Annotated in this window: 19 protein-coding genes; 5 read left to right on the forward strand and 14 right to left on the reverse strand. The window is 43.9% G+C overall.

All coding sequences use genetic code 11. From position 1 onward, the window contains the following. Positions 1-160: 160 nt before the first annotated feature. From EI164_RS07025 to ndhC, 14 genes are all read right to left on the reverse strand, one after another. Positions 161-979, reverse strand: a complete 819-nt coding sequence (locus EI164_RS07025) for a ferredoxin--NADP reductase (protein ID WP_192519272.1) — start codon at positions 977-979, stop codon at positions 161-163. A 377-nt stretch (positions 980-1,356) separates the two neighbouring features. Then, entirely contained in the window at positions 1,357-2,835 is a 1,479-nt protein-coding gene (gene nuoN, locus EI164_RS07030; RefSeq protein ID WP_192519273.1) for an NADH-quinone oxidoreductase subunit NuoN, read from the reverse strand. Between the two features lie 3 nt (positions 2,836-2,838). Beyond that, positions 2,839-4,464, reverse strand: coding sequence for an NADH-quinone oxidoreductase subunit M (nuoM, locus tag EI164_RS07035; RefSeq protein ID WP_192519274.1), 1,626 nt, complete (start codon positions 4,462-4,464; stop codon positions 2,839-2,841). Between the two features lies 1 nt (position 4,465). Next, the gene (nuoL, locus tag EI164_RS07040; protein WP_192519275.1) at positions 4,466-6,340 is read right to left on the reverse strand and encodes an NADH-quinone oxidoreductase subunit L; all 1,875 of its coding nucleotides are present in this window, start codon (positions 6,338-6,340) and stop codon (positions 4,466-4,468) included. A 4-nt stretch (positions 6,341-6,344) separates the two neighbouring features. Further along, positions 6,345-6,653, reverse strand: coding sequence for an NADH-quinone oxidoreductase subunit NuoK (nuoK, locus tag EI164_RS07045; protein WP_192519290.1), 309 nt, complete (start codon positions 6,651-6,653; stop codon positions 6,345-6,347). 98 nt (positions 6,654-6,751) lie between these two features. Continuing rightward, positions 6,752-7,480 (reverse strand): NADH-quinone oxidoreductase subunit J, encoded by a 729-nt coding sequence (gene nuoJ, locus EI164_RS07050; RefSeq protein ID WP_192519276.1) that lies wholly within the window; start codon positions 7,478-7,480, stop codon positions 6,752-6,754. Then, positions 7,477-8,025 (reverse strand): NADH-quinone oxidoreductase subunit NuoI, encoded by a 549-nt coding sequence (gene nuoI / locus EI164_RS07055; protein ID WP_192519277.1) that lies wholly within the window; start codon positions 8,023-8,025, stop codon positions 7,477-7,479. Before nuoI ends, nuoJ begins: the two co-directional genes overlap by 4 nt. A 55-nt stretch (positions 8,026-8,080) precedes the next feature. After that, positions 8,081-9,124 (reverse strand): NADH-quinone oxidoreductase subunit NuoH, encoded by a 1,044-nt coding sequence (gene nuoH, locus EI164_RS07060; protein ID WP_192519278.1) that lies wholly within the window; start codon positions 9,122-9,124, stop codon positions 8,081-8,083. A 1-nt stretch (position 9,125) separates the two neighbouring features. Next, a complete protein-coding gene (gene nuoG / locus EI164_RS07065; protein WP_192519279.1) occupies positions 9,126-12,254 on the reverse strand; it encodes an NADH-quinone oxidoreductase subunit NuoG in 3,129 nt (1,042 codons plus the stop codon). A gap of 10 nt (positions 12,255-12,264) precedes the next feature. After that, complete coding sequence (gene nuoF, locus EI164_RS07070) at positions 12,265-13,689, reverse strand: NADH-quinone oxidoreductase subunit NuoF (protein ID WP_192519280.1); 1,425 nt, start codon at positions 13,687-13,689, stop codon at positions 12,265-12,267. Beyond that, positions 13,686-14,195, reverse strand: coding sequence for an NADH-quinone oxidoreductase subunit NuoE (gene nuoE, locus EI164_RS07075; protein WP_192519281.1), 510 nt, complete (start codon positions 14,193-14,195; stop codon positions 13,686-13,688). The genes nuoF and nuoE overlap by 4 nt, the downstream gene beginning before the upstream one ends. A 188-nt stretch (positions 14,196-14,383) precedes the next feature. Beyond that, complete coding sequence (gene nuoC, locus EI164_RS07080; RefSeq protein WP_192519282.1) at positions 14,384-16,159, reverse strand: NADH-quinone oxidoreductase subunit C/D; 1,776 nt, start codon at positions 16,157-16,159, stop codon at positions 14,384-14,386. A gap of 114 nt (positions 16,160-16,273) precedes the next feature. Further along, positions 16,274-16,942: a NuoB/complex I 20 kDa subunit family protein gene (locus tag EI164_RS07085; RefSeq protein WP_192519283.1), complete on the reverse strand. Its 669-nt coding sequence runs from the start codon at positions 16,940-16,942 to the stop codon at positions 16,274-16,276. 158 nt (positions 16,943-17,100) lie between these two features. Then, positions 17,101-17,724, reverse strand: a complete 624-nt coding sequence (ndhC, locus tag EI164_RS07090; RefSeq protein WP_192519284.1) for an NADH-quinone oxidoreductase subunit A — start codon at positions 17,722-17,724, stop codon at positions 17,101-17,103. A gap of 48 nt (positions 17,725-17,772) precedes the next feature. On the opposite strand from ndhC, the gene EI164_RS07095 reads away from it, so the two are divergent. The 5 genes from EI164_RS07095 to EI164_RS07115 all read left to right on the forward strand — a co-directional run bounded on the left by EI164_RS07095 (position 17,773) and on the right by EI164_RS07115 (position 24,479). Continuing rightward, the gene (locus tag EI164_RS07095) at positions 17,773-18,003 is read left to right on the forward strand and encodes a hypothetical protein (protein WP_192519285.1); all 231 of its coding nucleotides are present in this window, start codon (positions 17,773-17,775) and stop codon (positions 18,001-18,003) included. Positions 18,004-18,473: 470 nt separating this feature from the next. Further along, on the forward strand, positions 18,474-20,507 hold the full coding sequence (locus EI164_RS07100) for a UvrD-helicase domain-containing protein (protein ID WP_192519286.1): 2,034 nt from the start codon (positions 18,474-18,476) through the stop codon (positions 20,505-20,507). A 98-nt stretch (positions 20,508-20,605) separates the two neighbouring features. Next, positions 20,606-22,009 (forward strand): magnesium transporter, encoded by a 1,404-nt coding sequence (gene mgtE, locus EI164_RS07105; RefSeq protein WP_192519287.1) that lies wholly within the window; start codon positions 20,606-20,608, stop codon positions 22,007-22,009. Positions 22,010-22,113: 104 nt separating this feature from the next. Beyond that, a complete protein-coding gene (dut, locus tag EI164_RS07110) occupies positions 22,114-22,578 on the forward strand; it encodes a dUTP diphosphatase (RefSeq protein WP_192519288.1) in 465 nt (154 codons plus the stop codon). An 86-nt stretch (positions 22,579-22,664) separates the two neighbouring features. Continuing rightward, a complete protein-coding gene (locus EI164_RS07115) occupies positions 22,665-24,479 on the forward strand; it encodes a phosphomannomutase (RefSeq protein ID WP_192519289.1) in 1,815 nt (604 codons plus the stop codon). Positions 24,480-24,748 lie beyond the last annotated feature (269 nt).

Consider the following 24,748-nt stretch of genomic DNA (forward strand, 5'->3'; position numbering starts at 1 on the left):
TATGTATTGGTATAGTCATAAGCGGATTATACTATATATTTTGGGTTTGGTATTATATAGAAACGTTGATCCTATAAGTTGCTTATTTAAATGCGACTACTCTTAAGAATCAACGTTTTTACAGCATCAAGCTTATAAGATAATCAAACTAGCCACATCTTTACCAGTAATTCTCTACCGCAATATTACCCTCACCGCGGCGATTCATAACCAACCCTAACGCCTTCAGTGCTTCTTTAGTATCTTCTACCATGTCAGGATTACCACATAGCATGACATGCGTACTATCGATGTCTAGTGCAATACCTGCCCACTGCTGTAGTGTGCCCTCTAATAATAGCTTTGGCAGACGTTCTGCTAACGCACCCTCGACCGGCTCACGGGTAACAATAGGAATAAAGGTTAATTTAGCAGGATTCTCCACCAATGAGCCAAACTCTTGTTGCAAGCTTTCAATCTTCTCAATATAAGCAAGCTCTTCTAGCGAGCGAGCGCTATAGGCGAGTACAATATGTTCGTAATCTTCCCACGTTTTCAAGTCTTGTAGCATCGATAAAAATGGTGCCAATCCTGTACCAGTTGCCAGTAGCCATAAATCTTTGGGCAGTGGTTTTTGATAACGTGCTAACGTCAAAAAGCCAAACGGTGTGGTATTTAGCAATAGCTCATCACCCACTTGTAGATATTGCAGCTGTGAGGTAAACGCACCATCAGGGATAACAATAGAGAAGAACTCTAATACCTCGTCAAAGGGTGAAGAAATAATAGAATAAGCACGAAAAATCTCTTCATCGGCAATATCATCACCTAAATTACCTTGCTGCTTATAATAGTTCAAATGACTAGGATTGACGCCCAAACGCACAAACTGCCCTGCAGTAAATTTAAAGCTGTCAGGACGGCTAACCGTAAAGCTAAACAAATTGGGTGTCCATGTGGTTTTACTGAGCACGGTTACTTTTTGAATATTGTCACTCATGGTAGTTAATCACTTATAGTTGGTAGTTAATTACTTATTTTTATTAAAGTCTAAGGTGTTTCCTCACTCCAAAAACGGAGATAAAAATCAGATAAATTGCCGTCAAACAAGAAAAACAGTATAGATAATATCGAAATATTAACCAGCTATTTGACGCTGTTTAGCAAAACTTAGCTATTTTTAGTTTGGTTAGAGAGCCATCGCTTTAATTTGAGTAGTGGCTCTGATTTTAAAAAACTGATTGTTAAAAATCTTATACGACACAAACAAAAAAAAGATGCGCCAAGCTTATCATAAAGCTGGCGCATCTTGGTTTCACAACCGTAACAGCAAACAAGGAACAAGTGCTGACTTATCTCATATCCCTAATAATGACACTACCAAATATGTGCCAAACTTGCCCATTCAATCATACTACTTGGCAAGATACCAAAGAGAATAATCACTGCCGTCACCGCAATAATCATGATACCACCCGTACGCATCGCCCATTGTCCAGAGACATCAAACTCAATAAACTGCTTAGGACGTTTGAAGAGTGTGAGCATGACGCGCAAGTAATAGAACAAGCCAATCGCACTACCTAAGATAATCATTGCCGCCAAGAACCAGTTGGTACCTTGTACTGCTGCCAATATCGCAAACATCTTAGTAATAAAGCCTGCTGTCAATGGAATACCAGCCAATGACAACATCATAATCGTCATTACTGCAGTCAGTATTGGACGACGCCAAAACAGCCCTTGGTAATGCGTGAGTTCATCCGCTTCTCCAGTAGCACGATAAGGGCTCGACATCAAGGTGACTACACCAAAAGCACCAATAGAAGTCAAGGCATAAACGACCATATACATACTTGAGATGCTGTCTGCTGCTCTACCAATACTCACGATTACGATAAGCACGTAACCCATATGGGCAATAGAAGAATAACCCAGTAGACGTTTCAGACTGGTCTGACGTACAGCCAGTAAGTTACCCACTAAGATAGATAAGGTCGCAATTACCATCAATAACATCTGTACCGATGGTAGTGCCAGCAACGCCGTATCAAGTAAGAATCGAACCGCTAATGCCATCATAGCTACTTTAGATACTGAGGCTAAGAACGTAGCGATAGGTGCTGGTGCACCTTCGTAAACATCAGGTGTCCACATGTGAAAAGGTGCGGCGGATAGCTTAAAGGCAATACCAAACATCATCATCGCCGCGCCCAGTATCAACAGTGGCGATTCAAAAATATTACTCAATTCCACGCTAATAGGCTTAAAGGCCAACGACCCTACTTCTGCATAAATAAATGCCATACCCATCAATAAAGTGGCTGACGCCGTCGCAGATAGCACTAGGTACTTTAGACCAGACTCTAGCGAGTTTTTACGCATATAGGTATATGACAGCATACCGTACAGTGGTATAGATAGCATCTCTAAGCTCATAAAGAATGACGCTAGATGCTGAGCACTGACCATCAGCAAAGCACCAATCGTCGATAACAACATGAGCAAATAAAGCTCTTCTTTATTATCTTTTAAATTGGTCAAATATGCATAAGATAACGTACAGCAAGCCAATGCACAGATAAAAATGATCACCATGTTAAACTGAGCAAAATTATCAATCACAAATAGCTGTTCAGCATTTGGTGCCAGAGTACCGCTATTGATAACACCAGTCATTTGACCAAGCAAAGTAAATAAACCAATGTTTAAACCAACGACGGTAACTGTGCCAGTAACCATATGTGAGCGTTTAATTGCGATGGCAATCATAACCACCAGTACTGTAATCACTACGGTAATGATTGGTGCATAAGGCAACAATCCCATCAAATCATTCATCGTAATATCATTCATGACTTAACGTGCCTCCATTGCATCAAGCAGGTGCGCCGCATCTACTTGTGTTACTTGACTATATACATACGCATTATTGATCCACTGCATCGCATGACTTGACGTATCAAGGAACGGCTGTGGGTACAGACCGAGCCAAACCAATCCAGCGGCCAATATGAGTAACAATGACAATTCACGTTTGCCCAAATCTTTTAGTTTACGCGGTGGTAGACCATGTGACTTGGTTTCTTGTATTGAAACCGCTTCAATATTATTTTTACCAAATAATGCGCGGTGAATGAGAATAAGCGAATACAAACCTGCCAATACCAAACTGAATGTGGCAAGTACCACAAATACCGGATATTGTGCAAATGAGCCAAATAGAATCATAAATTCGCCAATAAAGTTACCAGTACCAGGGATACCAAGCAACGCAGCACAGAAGAACATCAATATCGGTGCATAATAGCGGAACTGTCCCCACATACCACCCATCAAGGTCAAATCACGTGTATGCAAGCGCTCATACAACTGGCCAGCCATAATGAACAACGCCGCTGAGCTCAGGCCATGTGCAAGCATCTGAATCATCAAACCTTGCAAGCTGAGTAAGGTACCAGCATAGATAGCCAAGACCACAAAACCCATGTGCGAAATACTGGTATAAGCCAATAAACGTTTCATGTCGGTCTGCATAAAGGCCAGCCATGCACCATAAAAGATACCAATCGTACCTAAAGTTATGGCGATGGGAGCAAACTCTTGTGATGCTGCTGGAAATAATGGCAAGACAAACCGAATCAAGCCATATGCTGCCGTCTTAATCAAAATACCTGCTAAATCTACCGAACCTGCTGTCGGCGCCTGCGCATGCGCATCAGGCAACCAGCCATGGAAAGGTATAATAGGCAACTTCACCGCAAAACCAACAAAGAAACACAGCATGATTGGATATTCCCAACCACCAAGTGACGTACCAAGCAAGTCATTATAGTTAAAACTCACCACACCTCTTTGGGCGTAACTAATAATAACTAACATCAAAATACCAATGAGCATGATAAGCCCAGAAGCTTGGGTATAAATGAAGAACTTGGTAGCCGCATATTCTTTGGTTTTACCAACGACATCATGACCCCAAATCGCGATCAAGAAGTAGATAGGAACCAGCATCATTTCCCAAAAGAAGAAGAATAAGAACATATCAATAGCTAAGAAAACACCAATGACACCGCCCAAACTCCATAGCAAGTTCAGATGAAAAAAACCAACTCGACGCTGAATTTCATTCCACGAACACGCCACTGCCGCAATACCCAGAAATGCTGTCAAAGCGACCATCAGCAAAGACATACCATCTAATGCTAAATGAAAGCTGATACCAAAACTCGGTATCCATGGCACACTAAATTCTGCGACCCACGGCAGATTGGCACTTGGCCCAATCACTTGCTTGCTCATCCCGCTAAAGTCACCGTAATGCCATAGCACTAGGGACAGTACAAAAGTCAGCATCATGCCAATCAAGGCAATCCAGCGCGGTAGACGTTTATTAAACCGCTCGACCAACCAACATAGCAATCCTGCAATAAAAGGAATTGCAATTAATGCTGGTAGCATCCACGTTTGTTGTAACTCAATCATCTTATACCACCGTCATCATTACCAGCACCAACAGCACAGCCATACCCAAGCCAAAGCTTGTAGCATAACCTCGAAGTGACCCTGTTTGTGTCGCAGACAACATCTTATTACCCGCTGATGCCAGCTTAGGTAGGATGAGCCACGTTTTATCAATAGGGTCGGCTTTAAGTAAGCGGCCGATGAACAAAAAGGGTTTTACAAAAATTATGTCGTATAACGCATCAAAACCTAAGCCATGATAACACCAGTGATATAACGCACCACCAATACGTGAGCGCTTAAAGCTGGTCAGCATTCGACCTTTATCTGCGACATATAGGAATGCCGCCAATATTAGACCTGCAGCCATCGCACCCATGGCGATATATTCTGCTGTGTGCTTAGCATGTGCTTCACCGGCAACTTCTAATAAGTGCCCAACACTCTCTGGTAGTACTCCTTGCAATGGCGGTGTAATCCATGCACCAATGGCAGTAGATAGCACCAATAATATTGTAAGAGGTAACCAGTACGACATACCAGACAGCTTATGCGCAGGTGTTTTCTCTTCACCAAAGAAAACAATCCAAATCATACGGAACGTATAAATCGCAGTTAAGAAGGCACCAAACACACCCATGTAGAATAATACGAGATGACCTGTGGCATAAGTTTCCCAAAGAATCGCTTCTTTAGAATAAAAACCAACGGTGACCCAAGGTATCGCTGCAAGTGCGCCGCCACCGACTATATAGCACCAAAATACCAATGGTATCTTTTTGCGTAAGCCGCCCATCTTAAAAATATCTTGTTCATGATGTACCGCAAGAATGACCGCACCTGATGACAAGAACAATAAGGCTTTAAAGAAAGCATGCGTCATCAGATGGAAGATTGCCCCTTGCCATGCACCAACGCCCAATGCCAAGAACATATAGCCAATTTGACTCATCGTTGAGTAGGCAAGAATACGTTTGATATCAGTCTGTGCCAACGCACAAAATCCAGCAACAACCAACGTCAAGGCCCCTACACCGCCGACCCAATACAATAAAAGACCAGGGGTCAGCTCAAACAACGGATGTAGACGGGCAATTAAATAAACCCCTGCCGTGACCATCGTTGCTGCGTGAATCAATGCTGATACTGGTGTTGGACCCGCCATCGCATCGGCAAGCCATGTATGTAATGGTAGCTGTGCTGATTTACCCATCGCGCCGCCAACCAACATCATCGTTGTCAACATCATCGTTGGGTTATTGATATCGAACACTTCTGGCGCACGAGTAATAATCTCTTGAATATTAAGTGTGCCAAATTCACGGAACAATAAAAACAGACCAAAGGCTAAGAATACATCGCCGACACGTGTAACCGTAAAGGCTTTCATTGCCGCAAGACCATTGGCCCTATCTTGGTAATAAAAACCAATTAGCAAGTATGAACAAAGACCCACGCCTTCCCAACCGAGATAAAGCAAAAACAAATTATCGGCTAGTACCAGTAACAACATACTGGCAACGAATAAGTTCATATAGCTAAAAAAACGTCCAAATCCAGTTTCACCCTTCATATACCAAGCGGCAAACAGGTGAATCAGGAAACCAATGCCAGTGATAACACCCGTCATCGTCAGAGTTAAGCCATCAAAGCTCAAGCCAAAACTTGGCGCAAAATCACCGACTTGGAACCACGTCCAAAGCGGTATCTCTACGACCGTTCCTGCTGGATTGGTGGTCAAAAAAGTATAACTAACGACTAGTGTGCATAGTGCTGATAACAGCATACTACCCACACCGACAATCGCTGCCACCTGCTCCGTTAACTTATCGCGCATAAAGGCTAAGATCAAAAAGCCAACGAGCGGGAATATAAAGGTTAATGGTAATAAACTCATGACATCATCCTTTCATCTCATTGGCGCTATCGACATCAAGATGCCCACGCTGATGATAAAACCGCAATAATATTGCCAAACCAATGGCAGCCTCTGCTGCTGCTAATGTCAAAATAAAGATAAACATAATCTGTCCATCCGGATCGACCCAACGACTACCTGCCACTACAAATGCTAGAGCTGCCGCATTCATCATGATCTCAAGACTCATTAGCATAAATAAAAAATTACGCCGTACCATGACCCCGCACAGACCAATAGCAAATAAGATACCTGCCAGAATCAATCCGTGGCTCATAGGTATCATACCCAGTACACTTTGTGCCTCAGCCACAGGCTGTACTAAGCCTGCCACCTCATGGGCAAACGGCACATTCGCAACATCTTGTGCCACGCTCGCTGCTAGTACCATTAGTCTGACTCCTTGCGTGCAACTTTCTTCACACCTACCTGCGTGCCCACATTCATACTGACATAGTCATGCGGGTCTACTTCTTTATATTCGTATGGTTCGGCCATTTTTACCGTATCATTATCGGTTTGTGTCGTATGTTCGTATTGCTTAATACTACCGACACTAGGTCTGAATGCCTGACTAGCGTTGCTTTCAACTTCATCATCTATAGACTCTTTGCCTAAATGATAAGCAGCAACTAACGCCGCTAACAATAGTAATGCTGCCACTTCTATCAGCATCACGTATTTAGTAAATAACACAGTGCCCACTTCTTTGGCCGAAATAGATGTCACGCCAATCATCGCTGTTTCATCATGATTGAGACCAATCATCGCATAAAGCACAACCGCAATAATGAGCGTCAGTCCTGTCGGTATCGCCCAAGTGCCCGCATCTAGCCAACGTTCTTCACGCTCATCATTACTCATACCTAAATTGAGCATCATGATAACAAAGACGAATAGCACCATAATGGCACCGGCATAAACAACGATCTCTAGGGCTCCTGCAAATGGGGCTCCTAGCACAAAAAAGATACCAGCAATCGCCAGTAATGACACAATCATCGATAAAATAGCATGCACTGGATTGGCTTGGGTTACCACGCGTAGGCTGGCAAATATAGCCACTGCAGCGAGCGAATAAAATCCTGCCAGTTCAGGATGGTTCAAGATATTCATCATGGCAGCAAGCTCCTTAGATCAATCGGTGCAGCTTCATTTTGTGCTGCGCCTTTTGGTTTGTCCGCTACCGCCATACCCGTCACACGATAATAGTTATAATCCGGATATTTACCTGATCCTGAAATGAGCAAGTGCTCTTTTTCATAAACCAAATCTTGGCGCTTATATTCGCCTAACTCAAAGTCAGGCGTCAATTGAATGGCTGTCGTTGGACAAGCCTCCTCACACAATCCACAAAAAATACAACGTGAAAAGTTAATTCGAAAAAACTCTGGATACCAGCGGCCGTCATCACGCTCTGCTTTCTGTAGTGAAATACAGCCCACAGGACACGCTACAGCACACAAATTGCAAGCAACGCAACGCTCATCACCATCCGGGTCACGCGTCAGCACAATACGCCCACGAAAACGTGGCGGGACTGGTACAGGCTCTTCTGGATAAAGGATGGTATCGCGTGGTCTAAGCGCATGACTATTGACCATCCACATACTGCGAACAATGGTAAATATACCAATGACGGTCTTTTTTATGGTAGTAAACATGGGATTATTATCCTTATCAGCTTTACCCTAGTTCATCAATGATGGCTAGTGATGACTACAACGTTGGGGAAAAGATCAAAATGACTGCAGCAGTAATCAACAGATTAATCAACGTTACTGGCAGACAAACTTTCCAGCCAAAATTCATCACTTGATCATAGCGCGGACGCATGAGTGAGCCTCGAGCCAAAACAAACAGCGTCATAAAGAACAGCGTTTTAATCATGAACCAAAAAGCTGGTGGAATAAATGGAATATCTAAATTAAACGGCGCAAGCCAACCGCCAAAAAATAAGCAGGTCATCAATGCAGAAATCAACACGACATTGACATACTCACCGATAAAGAACATACCGAATTTCATACCAGAATATTCAACATGATACCCTTCGGCCAGCTCTTGCTCTGCTTCTGGCTGATCAAATGGATGCCTATGCGTAACGGCCACACCAGCTACTACAAAGGTCAAAAACCCAAAAAACTGTGGAATGATATACCAGCCATCCACTTGCGCTTCGACAATAGCACGCAAATTAAACGAGCCAGTCAATGCAACCACACCCATCAACGACAAACCTAAGAAAACTTCATAACTGATGGTTTGTGCCGCTGAACGCAGACCACCCAATAACGAGAACTTGTTGGCAGATGCCCAACCACCGAACATCACGGCATAGACAGCAATACCAGCCATAGCAAAGAAAAATAGAATACCAATATCCCAATCAACCACGCCAAGCGTTGGCGAGATAGGAATGATGGCAAATGAGGCCAATGCAGTAAACATCGCGACCGCAGGTGCCAACGTAAACATAAACTTATCGGTAAAGTTCGGCGTCCAATCTTCTTTAAAGAAGATTTTGAGCATATCAGCAACCAGCTGTAGTGAACCAAATGGGCCCACACGGTTTGGACCATAACGATCTTGCCATAAGGCCAACATACGGCGCTCATAGATAATCATCATCGCCGCAACCAATACCACGACTAAGAAGATAACCAGTGACTGACCAACCAGAAATAAGATGGACCAGGCATCAAAGCTCAGACTTCCTGCCAAAAAGCTTGGCACATCAGGGATAATACGGGTAACTTGCATATTACACCTCCTGTGTGGTGGTAGGCGCTGCGTTTATCTGCGCTGCATCGTTATTGTTAGTGCCATTGCCAGCACCATTATTTATCAAAGTGCTGTCATTAGCCATGCTGCCCATCATAGTGATTGGTGCATCAACTTTACGTACAGACGCTGGCATCGATGGGTGAATGATACTCACCTGCCCGACTGGATAACCGATACAACCTTCTGCTAAATAACCAACAATCTGTACAGGCAAGGTGATTTGTTGCTTATCAATCTCAATTGCCAAATAATCGCCATTAGCAATATTCCAGTCCTTAGCGTCATCCATACCGATACGCCATGTAGCCACAGGTAGTTGCTCTGCGACGATTGGACTGCGTGAGGCCATCATCGAGCTAGCATAAATATTATGGATAGGCACCAACTTGGCTTGTCCTTGTTGCATATCAGTTGTCGTCACAGACATTGCTTCTGGCGCAATATATTGACGTGTTTCTAGACGTGCTAGCTGATCAAATAAGCGTACGCCTGGATCACCATTTTTCAGATGGCCGCCAACTTTGTCTTGGTACTTGTTCCATGCTTGTGGTGAGTTCCAACCTGCCGCACTGGCAAAAGGAATCATCGAGCTTGGCGTTTGCTTACCGCTATAACCTTCCATTGAGAAGGTCAAACCGGTGTCTAAATCTTTTGGCTGCATCGGCTCATGCACGGATATCGGCGCACGCATAGCGGTACGACCTGAATAGCGGCGTGGCTGACGAGCAATTTTAAGACCAGTCATACGGTAATCAGCATCAGGAGCAGCACCTTTAATACCAGCAAGCTTAGGATGCGTAGCGATTAATGCCTTGATGACATCATCTAGCTGTGTCCAATCAACATCACGACCTTCAATGCTACTATGCACTGCATGTAACCAGCGCCAGCCTTCTTTGATGCTACTCATCGGATGATAATATTCATTGTCATAAACTTGGAAGAAACGCTGCGCACGGCCTTCAGCAGAGATTAGCGTACCATCTGCTTCAGCAAAGCTTGCCGCAGGTAATACAATATCAACATCTTTGTGCCAATCAAGTAGCTGATGATCCAGTGCAATGACAGTTTTATCAGATAATAGCTGCGTCAATTTATTGGCATCGATGGCATCAGTCAGCTGATTTTCAGCGACTATCACCACATCGAAATCAGTCGCTAACAATTCTTCAACTGATTGCCCGCCAAGCATACAAACACCCATACTATTAGCATCGGTAACCGTTAAATAGATACCTGCTTGTGCATGATACTTATTGTTTACTTCTTTTAATTCGAGCGGTTCGGCAGGTGCGCGTTCTACATCATCTTGCGCTTCTGTATTCACGCCCGTTTTAGGTTTGTTCGGTTTCGCAGATAAATCTTTGTCTTCTTCAGGTTGGTCGTCAGCAGCTTTTGCTTGAGCCGCATGGACTTTGGCATTATGAGCCTCAACTTGATGCTGTTCAGTCGCTTTAATTGCTGAACGTTTTTGCGTCAATGCTTGAGTAATCTGCGCCGCTGCTTCTATCAATGCGGTAGACGATAAGCTACTACCTGAAATGACCAACGGCTTGTCCGCTTGAATCAAGTCATAAGCGATTTGCTGCGCCAACGCTTGCATCCCATCAGTCTCATTACTGGCATCAGTACTAGTATCAATATTAGCATCTTGCTCAGCCGCTTGTGGATCTACTATTTCTAATAAATCATCAGCGAAACTAGCAATCTCAGCAGCAACCTTAAAGCCAAGCTTAGTGATATCTTCAGGCGTTGCGACTACGCTGACTTTACTGATGTCTTCGAGCTTAGTCTGAGTCACATCGATGACATAGACAGGACTTAAGGCATCTTGAGCAATACGTTTAACAGGCTCTGCAAGCCACGGCTGCGTTTTTAATGCTGCCGCCATTTTTAGGCCTTCGTTTTTTGCGGCTTGGCGTACTGACAATGCAACACGTGATGAGGTTTGAGTGATATCTTCACCCAATACCAATACCGCATCATAACTTTCGATATCTGTCATGCTAGGATTATAAATGCCTTCCGTACTCAATACTTCGATGCATTTATTGACCAGTGCTTGCTGCTGATGGTTCAAACCAGTTGAAAACTTATCAAAGCCCACCAAGTTTTTTAGCGCAAAGTTGGTCTCTAGACTGGCACGAGGTGAGCCAATACCAATGACTTTTTTATCTTTGATACGTTTGATGGTTTCATCAAGTGCATAATCGATATTTATTTTGACATGCTTATCATTGATACGTTCAAGCGCTTGGATAGGACGATCGTCACGGTTGACATAGCCATAGCCAAAGCGACCACGGTCACATAAGAAATAGCGGTTTACTTCACCGTTATAGCGGTTTTCGATACGGCGCAATTCACCATAACGCTCACCTGGTGAGATGTTACAACCAGCCGAACAACCATGACAAACGCTTGGTGCATACTGCATATCCCATTTACGGTTGTAACGCTCAGAATGCGTTTTATCAGTAAAAACACCTGTTGGACACACTTCGGTTAAGTTGCCTGAGAACTCGCTCTCAAACTGACCATCTTGGTCGCGACCAAAATAGACGCGGTTGTTTGAGCCATAGACGCCTAAATCTTCGCCGCCCGCATAGTCTTTGTAAAAACGTACACAGCGATAGCAAGCGATACAACGGTTCATCTCATGTGCGATGAACGGACCAAGCTCTTGGTTGTGATGCGTGCGTTTGGTAAATCGATAGCGACGACGATTATGACCAGACATATAGGTCATATCCTGCAGATGACAATGTCCACCCTCTTCACAAGTTGGACAGTCATGTGGATGGTTGGTCATGAGTAGCTCAACCATTGATTTACGGAATGCTTTGGCTTCATCATCAGTGACCGAGATGTACATGTCATCGCCAGGGGCGACCATACATGACATCACGAGACGACCGCGACCCGCTTCCATATCTTCTTTGTTTTGAAACTGCTTGACCGCACACTGACGGCACGATCCTACTGAACCAAGAGCTGGATGATAACAAAAATAAGGCACATCAATGCCGAGCGATAAACAAGCTTGTAACAAGTTATCTGCGCTATCTACTTCGACAGTGGTTCCATCAATATGTATGACTGCCATGCCGCTCTCCTTATTTCACTACTGGCTGTTGGTTGGCTGCAGCATCAATAATATCGACACCAACCGCCTGCGCGATTTTTTGATCAAATTCAGGACGGAAATATTTAATCGCACTCATTAGTGGCTCCATCGCACCTGGCGCATGCGCACAGAAAGTTTTACCAATCCATAAGTCACGTGTAAGGCCCTCTAATTTTTCCAAATCACCTGTCTGCCCCTCACCATCATTGATGGCAGTAAGCAGTTTGACACCCCACGGCAGACCATCACGGCATGGTGTACACCAACCGCAAGATTCACGCTGAAAGAAAATCTCAAGATTACGAACCAGTGGCACCATATCTTGTGCTTCATCCACCACCATAATCAGTCCTGTACCCATACGACTACCAGCTTTTTGAATAGTGTCAAAATCTACTATGACATCTAAATGTTCGGCTGTTAAAAAGTCAGTCGATGCGCCACCTGGTAGCCATGCTTTAAGCGTTTTACCATCAATCATACCGCCCGCCAAACCTTCAATGATTTCGCGTGCGGTATAACCAAAGGGCAATTCCCACAGACCAGGATCATTGACCAATCCTGAACAGCCAAATAGCTTAGTACCTGGTGTTTTGCTAGTACCTTTGATATCCGATAGCGACTGGTACCACTCTACGCCATGGTTTAAGATGGCGGGCATATTGCTCAAGGTCTCAACGTTATTGACAACGGTTGGGCGGCCCCACGCACCAGAAATTTGCGGGAAAGGCGGTTTAGTACGTGGATTAGCACGTCGGCCTTCTAGACAGTTAATAAGTGCCGTTTCTTCACCGCAAATATAGCGTCCAGCACCCGTATGCACATGCAGGTTAAAACTAAAATCTGAGCCTAAAATATTATCGCCCATGAGGTTGTTAGCCAAGCACTCATCAATGGCAGCAACCAAACGCTCAGCGGCCAAAATGTACTCACCACGAATAAAGATATAACCATCGGTTGCACCAATGGCATGCGCGGTAATAAGCATACCTTCAATCAACTGAAGCGGTAGACGCTCCATTAATAGACGGTCTTTAAAGGTACCCGGCTCCATCTCATCGGCATTACAGATAAGATAGCGAGGTAAACCATCTGGCGGTGACATAAACGTCCATTTCAAACCAGCATTAAAGCCTGCACCACCGCGACCTCTGACGTTAGCAGCTTTAATCATATCGCCGACGGCTTTAGGCGATTGACTTAAGGCCTGCTTTAAGCCATCAAAACCTTTTAGAGATTCGTAAGTGGCCAGATCTAGCACCGCATCATGATGTGCTAGACGCCACGTTAACGGTTTGGTTTCGCTAGTGGCTGTGGCTTTATCACCATAAATTGGAATGCGCTGCTCATTAAGCTGGCTTGGTGCCTTGCCTTGGCTACGTTGAGCAATCTGCTCTGAAAGCGTTAATCTCATGCGTATAGCTCCAATAATTGCGCGACCTCGGAGGGTTGGACAGGACCATACGTGTCTTCATCAATCAACACAGCAGGCCCTTTATCACAGTTACCTAAGCAGCAAATTGGCAATAATGTAAAGCGCCCATCTGCCGTTGTTTGACCATATTCAATACCCAGCTGCGATCTAATTTCAGCCGATAACGCCTCATAGCCTGTCAAAAAACAAGCCACTGAATCACAAATAAGGATAACGTGGCGACCAACAGGCTGACGATAAATACGGTTAAAGAAAGTAGCGACCCCATCCATATCTGACATTGGAATATTTAAAATATTAGCAATGGCGTTCACCTGCGCATCATCTACCCAACCGTTACGCTTCTGCACGATTTTTAGTGCATCTAGTGAGGCGGCACGGGCTTGTGGATAATGGTGCATAAACTCATGGATAGACGCAATTTCCTCGCTAGTGAGAATGCTTTCCACATCTACTTTTGGCATTTTATCGGAAACAATTTTCATAGTTTTCTATCTGTCCTCACTCATCACACTTCATCACCGAATAGCAATAGCCTTAACAGACTTATGAATATCGCTATACCGCAACATATCAGCATTTTGGTGTGCCATTCGGCAATGATATATTGATAATATGTGTCTTTTTAATAACTATAATTTTTCACTCAAAGCACTAGGCTTAAATCAAAGCGTTAGCGATCACAATCTGCCATCACAATATCAATTGATGCCAAATACATGATGGCATCAGAGACGAGCGAACCATTAATCACTGACGGCATCTGCTGTAAATGTGCAAATGTCGGCGTACGGATACGGGTACGATAGCTCATCGTCGCCTTATCTGAGGTGATGTAATAACTATTTAGACCTTTAGTCGCCTCGACAATCGTCGTACACTCGCCCGCTGGCATCACAGGACCCCAAGATACTGAGATAAAGTGATTAATAAGAGTTTCAATATCGTTTAAGGTACGGTCTTTCGGCGGCGGTACAGCTAGTGGATGATCCGCTTTATAAGGGCCTTGTGGCATATTATCCATACACTGGCGAATAATACGTAACGACTGACGCATCTCTTCGACTTTTACCATACAACGATCATAAGCATCACCGTTGTAACCAACTGGCACTTCAAAATCATAATTCTCATAGCCCATGTATGGACGTGCTTTACGTAGATCAAAATCGACGCCTGTCGCACGTAGACCTGCACCAGTCACACCCCAAGCAAGCGCTTGCTTAGCATTATACTGAGCAACCCCTTGAGTACGGCCTTTGAGCACACTGTTTTGCAATGCGGCTTTGACATACTCGTCCAAGCGTTTTGGCATCCAATCTAAGAACTCTCGAACCAGACGCTGCCAGCCACGTGGCAAATCGGCAGCGGTACCGCCGATTCGGAACCAAGCGGGATGCATCCGATAGCCTGTCACCGCTTCGATGACATCATAGGCTTTTTGGCGATCGGTAAACATATAGAACACAGGGGTCATACCACCTGCATCCTGAATGAAGGTACCGACAAACAACAAGTTATTGGTAATACGGAAAAACTCACTCATCATCACACGGATGGTTTCAGCGCGCGGTGGAATCTTAATCCCTGCAAGCTTCTCAACTGACATGATATACGGAAGCTCGTTCATCACGCCGCCGAGGTAGTCAATACGGTCGGTATACGGAATAAATGAGTGCCAAGTTTGACGCTCGGCCATTTTTTCTGCACCGCGATGGTGATAGCCAATATCAGGGATACAATCGACGACTTCTTCGCCGTCGAGCTGTAGTACCAAACGGAATGCACCATGAGCTGAGGGGTGGTTAGGACCAATGTTCAAGAACATAAAATCTTCATCACGACCTGAACGTTTCATACCCCACTCTTCTGGGACAAAACGCAAGTTCTCTTGCTCGTATTGTTGCTTAGCAGTATTCAAGAAATACGGGGTAAATTCAGTCGCACGCGCATGATACTCTTTACGCAGTGGATGACCTTCCCAGTATTTTGGTAATAAGATACGCGTTAGATGCGGATGGCCTGTAAAAACAATACCAAACATGTCCCACACTTCACGCTCATACCAGTTGGCATTTGGCCAAATCTGGGTGGCGCTAGGCACATTGACATCGTCTTCGCTCAATGCAACCTTGACACGCACATCACTATTACGCTCAAGTGACATTAAGTGATAGAACACTGTAAAGTCACTATCAGGTAACCCCGCGCGATGCTGACGCAGACGCTCATCTATGGCTGATAGGTCAAATAACATGACATAGGGTTTTGGCAGCTTGCGCAAGAATAAGAGAATATCGAGTAAGTCAGCACGTGCAACCCACACTGTTGGAATCTCATCAACAGTGTGCTGCACGACAAATTTACCGGCATACTTATGCTCTAGCTCTTTGATAACTGCTGGAACAGGTTTGATCTTAGGATCTGTGTTTTCGACTACCGTGACCATGAATGATGTATTCCTTCATTAATCATAACTGATTCATCATAACTACACTGTGATGAGCGTATAAAACGTTGACGTTGTTGCTATGGTTATTACTATCAATCTAAACGCACGAGCCTAAATACTGTCTGGGCTACGTAAGTTTTTAACAGCGATACGATCTGCTTGCTTACGATCGCGCTCAGGTGTCATCTGTGGCTGATAGACGCCTTTTTCGTTGACATAAGCACCTAACGGACGACGCTCTTTAGTAATAGACTCTTGTAACAACATCAAACCTTGGATTAGCGCTTCTGGACGCGGCGGGCAGCCTGGCACATAGACATCGACTGGAATAATTTTATCCACGCCTTGTACGACTGAGTAGATATCATACATGCCGCCAGAGTTGGCACAGGCACCCATTGAGATAACCCATTTAGGCTCAAGCATTTGCTCATAAAGGCGCTGAATAACCGGCGCCATTTTGACAAAGCACGTACCAGCAACGATCATCACATCTGCCTGACGAGGCGACGCACGAATAACTTCCGCGCCAAAGCGTGATAAGTCATGAACAGCGGTTAAGGTAGTGGCATATTCGACATAACAGCAAGAAGTACCAAAGTTAAATGGCCAGAGTGAGTGCTTGCGCCCCCAGTTTGCTGTTGAATGAACAAGGTCTTCGAGACGACCCATAAAGACGTTTTTATTGACTTCATCTTCGATAGGGTCATTGACCGTTTGAGTGGTCTGTGCAGGATACTTCTCTGCATCAGGGTTGGCTTTTGTTAATGTGTATTTCATAACATACAACCTTTATATTAGACGTAGTGTGACAATCATCTTGTCCTCGCTATCGCCTTAACTTCTATTATTAATAAGCAATCATCAATACAAACACGTCTTCACACTTCTACTATTAGCGCTTGATAAGCTGTTGCCAACTAAGACAAACTTAATATCTAACGTTTCACGTTGTCTTTTTGAGCAGACGCCGCAAAATCCACAGACGTAACATTACCTGTGGTATTAATGTGATCGATGTTTTCTAGATGATGACGATTGATTTCAATATTGTTTGATACGTTAATCTGGCCTGAAGACTGTGCTGGCACTTTACCCGTGGGATCAACCATTAACTCATGAGCACCGTCAAACTTGGTGATGTCTGCTAGATTAAAACCAGCAGGTGCTGCGTATAGACGTACTTTTTTGCGCAGCTTATCAGCAGGTGCCCAACTCATCGCACCCAAACTTAGCTCGTATATTAAACCGATGATGAGAATAGTAATAAAGATAGCAGAAGCAGCAAAACCAAGCCACCCCGCCTCACGTACTGACACGGCGTAGGCATACAAATAGAGCGCTTCTAGATCAAAGATAACAAAGAAGATAGCCACCAAATAAAATTTGGCAGACAAACGAATACGGGCGTTGCCAGCTCCGACAACACCCGCTTCAAATATTTCTTCTTTTTGTGAGCCTTGAGAGCGACCACCAAGCAAACGTGGTACGACTAGCATAAAGACAACTAGCCCAATGGCGGCTAAGATAAAAGCTATTGCTGACCAATTAAAAGCAGACATGATAATACGTGCTCCTCACCCAATCGAGTGTTAAGCGCAGCGCAAGTAATGACCTCTCAAGGTCATCTAGCGACAGGCGTAACCCAGACGAAAACACAAGTAACTGTCATTGAATCGCTGTATGTAAGCAACTATTTTAAGTACTGTGCTGGTAACAACCAATTATCAAGCTTATTGACGACGATGTCAGACGAGACCAATAAAGGGATTCCGATATCGCACGGACAAAAAGGCTGGTCGCCTAACGCATCTTTTAACAACGTAAGATCAACTTATTAAATCAATATCATATTCGACTATTTACTTAATTGATTTAATAGCTCATTACACGTAGTCAACAATGACAAGACAACTGGCATAAATTATTTACGTACTATACGCATTTCAGCGTCTAAAAGCTAGTTTTTAACTGTATTGAACGGTCATTTTATATGCAAAAAAAATATGTTTTTTGCAACAACAGTTATGATATATAGGTTACCTTATATTGAGTACAAATCCATGTTTTCAATCATGAGTAGTAATGACGCCTTATAAAGCAAAGATTTGATGCATCTAAACCCCATTTTCGACACTCAACTCCTCACCCAAAGCACTGACTTTTGCTTTATAATAGCCCACTTGATTTTATTGAATAATTTTTAATTAAAACATCATTAGGGCAGCCATTTTAGTGATACGCCTCGCGTACATCTTAATACCGCTATCAGCACTACCTTCTTTTTTGCTTTTGTCTTACAGGTCACGTTATGAGTCAACTTAATCCCAAACAATCCGAGGCCATGCTCTACGTCTCCGGTCCATTACTGGTATTGGCTGGTGCCGGCTCTGGTAAGACATCGGTCATTACTCGTAAGATTGCTTATCTGATCCAAGAGTGCGACATGCCTGCTGAGCGCATCACAGCAGTGACTTTTACCAATAAAGCTGCTCGTGAGATGAAAGCGCGGGTAAGCAAATTGCTACCCAGCGAAAAAACGCGTGGTCTAACTGTGTCGACCTTTCACCAATTTGGGCTGCAGTTTTTGCGCTATGAGCTGATTCACACCCCTCTAAAAGGCAATTTTTCCATCATGGACAGTGACGATAGTAAGCGTCTACTGATGGAGCTAATGATGCGTGACAATCTAAGCGGCGCAGAAAGTCGCGAACTGGTTGGCAAAGCAATAAAAATGATTTCTGATTGGAAAAATGATCTGATAGAGCCCGACAAGGCGATGGAAACCTTAGACGATCCAGAAGAGATGATCTTTGCTACCTTATATGCACTATATGAGCGTAATTTACGGGCTTATAATGCGGTCGATTTTGATGACTTAATTGTCTTGCCAACTAAGATACTGCGTGAGAACAGAGAGCTACGTGATAAGTGGCAAAACCGTATTCGCTACCTTTTAGTCGATGAGTATCAAGATACCAATACCGCTCAGTATGAGATGATCAAACATCTAGTTGGTCCACAAGGTCGTTTTACCGTGGTGGGTGACGATGACCAATCTATTTATGCGTGGCGCGGTGCGAAGCCTGAAAACATGGGATTGCTAAAAGAAGACTTTCCAAAACTAAAAATCGTCATGCTTGAGCAAAACTATCGCTCAACCACGCGTATTTTAACTTCAGCCAACGCCGTCATTACCAACAATGAGCATTTATTTGAAAAGAAACTATGGTCGGATAAAGGTCAAGGCGAAAAAATTCGGATTATTAATTGCCGTAATGATGATGACGAATCCGAGCGTGTGGCAAAAGAGATCGTCACGCATAAGCTGCGTTTCGGTAATGAGTGGGAGCAATATGCCGTTCTGTACCGTAGTAATTTTCAAGCGCGGATGCTAGAAGCACAGCTGCGACAGTTACAAGTGCCTTATAAGTTATCTGGTGGCCAATCTTTCTTTGCACGTAGTGAAATCAAAGATATCATGGGCTATCTACGCTTGATTTTGAACCCTGAAGACGATAGTGCTTTTTTGCGGATTATTAATACACCTAAGCGTGGTATGGGACCGGCGACGCTCGAAAAGCTTGGCTTGTTTGCACAGGAGCACAGCATATCGCTACTGGCTTCCTGTACCCATGCAGGTCTGTCTCATGTTTTGCCATCGAAGGCTTATGGCACAATAAAAGAGTTCGGTGACTTTATCGAGCACTATACACGTGAGTTAGACCAACATCCTGACCCAGTTCCTATTGTCCGTCAGATGATCGATGAAACAGGTTATATTGATTTTGTGCGTAGCGACTCTAAAACCCCGCAACAAGAAAAAAATCGCATCGACAATATCGATATGCTCTACACCAGTATTCAATCTTTGATTAACCGCGCGGAAGAAGATGAAGATCGCACGATTGATACTATTATTCGTAAGCTAGTATTGTTAGATATGCTTGAGCAGCAGCAAGAAGAAGAGAACACCAATAAAGTCAACTTGATGACCTTACACGCGGCCAAAGGTTTGGAATTTGACTTTGTTTATATCATGGGCCTTGAAGAAGAAATGCTCCCACACCGCAACTCTATCTTGAGTGAAACGATAGAGGAAGAACGTCGCTTAATGTACGTAGGCATTACTCGTGCTCGGCGTGAGCTAACATTGACATTAGCAACGCAGCGCCGTGCAGGTGGGCAGATGCGTGTTACCTCTGAATCGCGATTTTTAGAGGAGCTACCAGAGGATCATATCGACTGGCCCGCCAAAGCCAAAAAGAAAAAAGCAACCAAAGATCCAGAAGCCGTGGCTGATGAATATTTGGCGAATATTAGAGCGTTATTAGGTAATCGCTAATATGCATCAACACACTTAAACAATACGACCAAAACTAAGCCAACAATTAATGTTTTAGTCATTGCTACTATTTGCAGTTTTAAAAATCAGGAATTTTTATGCCTACTTCTATGCCTGATCAAGATCAACCTTCTTCACTACAAATAGATTATAATTCAGCTGAACACAACGCTGAATATAAGCTGCTGTATCTACAAGATTTGGTTGCTGACAAGGCATATACAGCCATTACTGAGTTTTTAGAAAAACAGTCAGAATACGAAATTGCCAACCTGCTAGAGTCTTTTCCGACTCAAACCCGTCTACTAATTTGGGCACAAGTTCCAGAGAGTATCAAGGGTGAAGTCCTTGCTGAGTTAGATGTTGATACCCGCCAGCCCTTAATGGAAAAAATCTCTTCAAGAGAGATCTCTCTATTTACCCAAGACCTCGATGCACAAGATATCTCTGAGATTTTGGACACGGTGACCGAGAGTGTGCGAACCTCAGTCATGGCGACCTTAGACGAAGATATCCGAGTTCAGGTCAACAGACTAGACACCTATGTCGACTGGGAAGTCGGTAGCTATATGGATCCTGATATTATTCAGGTAAGAGAAGACATCACGCTTGCAGAAGTACAAAACTGGCTACGGGAAAACGATGACTTACTCGATGATGAAAGCCAAGAGCTGTTGGTTGTAGATCAAAGCCAACAGTTACTTGGACTATTGAGTTTGGTTGATTTGATTAAACACCCCCAATCCACTTTAGTATCCGATTTGATTGATGCGGCTGTTACTATTAATGATCGACTAGATATCCAAGATGCTGCAGCGATTTTTCGTTCAGAAGATATTCGCTTTGCTCCCGTGATTAATAGCTATGGCGAGCTAGTCGGTCAATTAAATGGCGAAGACATCATGGAAATCATCCAAGATGATGTCGATAGCACCATGAAAAACCTTGCGGGTGTCAGTCAGGACGAAGAGCTGTTTGCACCAATTTTGACCAGTGCCAAAAGTCGTAGCGTTTGGTTAGGCATCAACTTGTGTACCGCGTTATTAGCAGCGGCGGTCATTGGACAATTCGAAGAAGTATTGGCGCAAGTCGTGGCGCTCGCGATACTTATGCCAGTTGTCGCTAGTATGGGTGGTATCGCCGGTTCTCAGACACTGACAGTTGTCATACGCGGTATGGCGATGGGTCAAATCGGTGGTTCTAACCGTGTATGGCTGTTAAACAAAGAGCTGTGGGTCGGCGCCATCAACGGTATTATTTGGGCAATAATTATGGCATTTATTGCCCAACTGTGGTTTCATGACATCAAAATTAGTGCGGTCATTGGCTTGGCTATTGCCATTAATATGACAGCTGCAAACGTATCAGGTATCAGTATACCGTTAGTGCTAAAACGTATGAATATCGATCCTGCGCTATCTGCTTCTGTTATCCTGACGACCGTGACGGACATTGTCGGCTTTATGTCATTTTTAGGCTTAGCCAGTGTGTTGATACTATAATCAAACACTAAACTGTAAAAATGTCATTACTATTCAACAGACCCTAAATCACCTTTGCCCAAAATTATCATTTTAAAACCCTGAAATCGTTAAGTGAGTGCATTATGCAAGCTGTACAAGTAAAAGTCGTTAATCCAAAAATCACCGAAGATGAAGCATTTTCACTTCCGACTCGTGCCACTGATGGCAGTGCAGGTATCGACTTGCGTGCGTGTATTGATGAGCCATTGACCATTAAAGCCGGTGACACACATTTGATTGGTACTGGGCTCGCCGTTTATATCCAAGACCCTAATTATGCAGGTATGATCTTGCCGCGCTCTGGTCTGGGTCATAAACATGGTATCGTTTTGGGTAATCTAGTCGGGCTAATCGATGCTGATTATCAGGGCGAGCTGATGGTTAGTATTTGGAATCGCAGTAACGAAGACTTTGTGCTTAATCCAGCAGAGCGTATGGCGCAATATATCGTCGTACCGGTTGCTCGTCCTGAGTTTTCAGTGGTAACAGAATTCAGTGATGTAAGCGTCCGCGGTGCCGGTGGGTTTGGACATTCAGGTCGTCAGTAGTCAATGATCAGTAGCTATTACTGATTTGTTATTTTATTTTTTGTCTATCTCAAAGAGATTAACCACGATAATAAGGAGAGTAAGCAATGCCATCTTTTGCTGCGCAGCAATCCTTGTTTCGTGCTTATGATATTCGTGGTTCACGCCAGTATTTCACTACTGAGTTTATACAAGCATTGGGGCATGCTTTTGCCCATCGTTATAGCGCACTATCTACTTCGTTAGACCATAAGCTCCCAAATGATGCCTGTGCGCATAATACTGAATTGAAAGATATTAGCTCAACAAACAGTCTGATAACTCAAAACCAAAACAATAAAGACACCATTATCGTGATTGGTTACGATGCGCGTATCGGTAGCGATATGATTGCGCAAAAAATTGCATCTATATTGACTCATCATAATTTACAAGTTATCCAGTTAGGTTTGGTCACGACACCTATGATGGTTTTTTGGGCTGAGCGATATCAGGGGCACGGTATCATTGTGACCGCCAGTCATTCTGCAAAAGAGATTTTAGGCATCAAGTGGTTGGTCAATCATCGCTCGCCCAGCAGTGCAGAGATTCAGCTGTTTTATCAGCAGCTCCTGCATCGCCAGCAGGCATCAATCGATGCAGAATACAACCGTGCTATGCAAGCGAATGGCCTTAAAAACCATCCGCAGGATACATGCTTACCTGCTGAGCAAATAGCAACGGCTTATATTGCCGCTATTGACCAAGTTTTTCAGAAAATTCATCAATCTAAACCACAACCTTCAAACAAACGACCGTCAAACAACCAGCCCTCTACCAAGCTTGATTTTCGAATGGTTATCGACTGTATGCATGGGGCGACCAGTCTCATCGCTCAACGTTTATTTGGTCATTTCTGCCAAGATATTGTCATGCTCAATGACACACCAGACGGCAACTTCCCCTCTGGAAATCCGGATCCTACCGAACCTCATCGTCTCAAACTATTACAGCACAGCGTACAACAACATCAAGCAGACATAGGTCTGGCGTTTGATGGTGATGGTGATCGCCTAATGATCGTGGATAATAACGGCAAAGTCGTCTCGCCTGACCATCTACTGTACTTACTGGCGCAATTGACGCTCGCTGAACATCCTAACATGTTATCTCCAAAAAATTCTGTAGATTCATCATTCAAGCCTCAGATCGTTTTTGATATAAAATGCTCTCATCACCTCTCAACGCTTTTGTCTGAGCTTGGTGCCACACCTGTCATCAGTCGCACAGGTAGCAGTTTTATGCGCGAGCAGTTACAGTGTTCTGCTGGTGAAATTGTCTTTGCTGGTGAGTTGTCAGGACATTTTATATTCAACGATAGCCGTTTTATTGTTTATGATGACGCCATGTATGCCGCTCTACGACTGCTGCATTGGTTAGCAGCGAATGGCGTTGGACGCGGTAAAAAATCACTGACAGATATTACGGACGACCTACCTGCGATGGTCAGTACTGCGGATCATTACTTGCCGATGCCAAAGACTTTGGGGGCGGAGTATTCAATCGTAGAACAGCTCTCCCAATTCTGTCGTTATTTACGCCAACTGTTAAAGGCGACATCAGCAGATTCTGACCATCATTTGATCAACACTGATTCGCTAGTAGATTGTCATTGTTCCGTGATTGAGCCTCATCTAACCCTCAAACAAGCCAGAGACTTAATGCCAGTAGGAACAACGCTAAGCTGTATCGATGGCGTTCGTTTGGATTTTGCACATGGCTTTGGTGTGCTGAGACAGTCAAACACCAGTCACCATCTGACAGCACGCTTTGCTGGCGATAGCATTGATCAGCTAAGAGCCATTCAGGAAAAATTTGCCACACTATGTCGCCCATTTGACAAAGAGCTGGCTGCACAGATTGTCGCGATTCCTGCTGAATAACTAGGGCGTGTTGAACATTCAAATGTGGTGCTGGCAGTGACTATTTTTTAGACAATATGCAGTGAAATTTTTGATGCCTAGTCATTCTAGGTTAAACAATTTCGCCATGTATTGGCAAAAAAAAGTACTGCCCTGAAAGGCTGATGCTAAAATCACCCCAAAAGTCGTTACAAGCCTAGTTAAGGTCTCGACATTATCGTCGGCTTGCGCCTAGTTTGGTGCAATTTTAGCGATCAGCAGCCCTAATATTTGAATGTTCAACACGCCCT

The organism is Psychrobacter sp. FME13 (genome assembly GCF_014861395.1).
Classification (GTDB): Bacteria; Pseudomonadota; Gammaproteobacteria; order Pseudomonadales; family Moraxellaceae; genus Psychrobacter.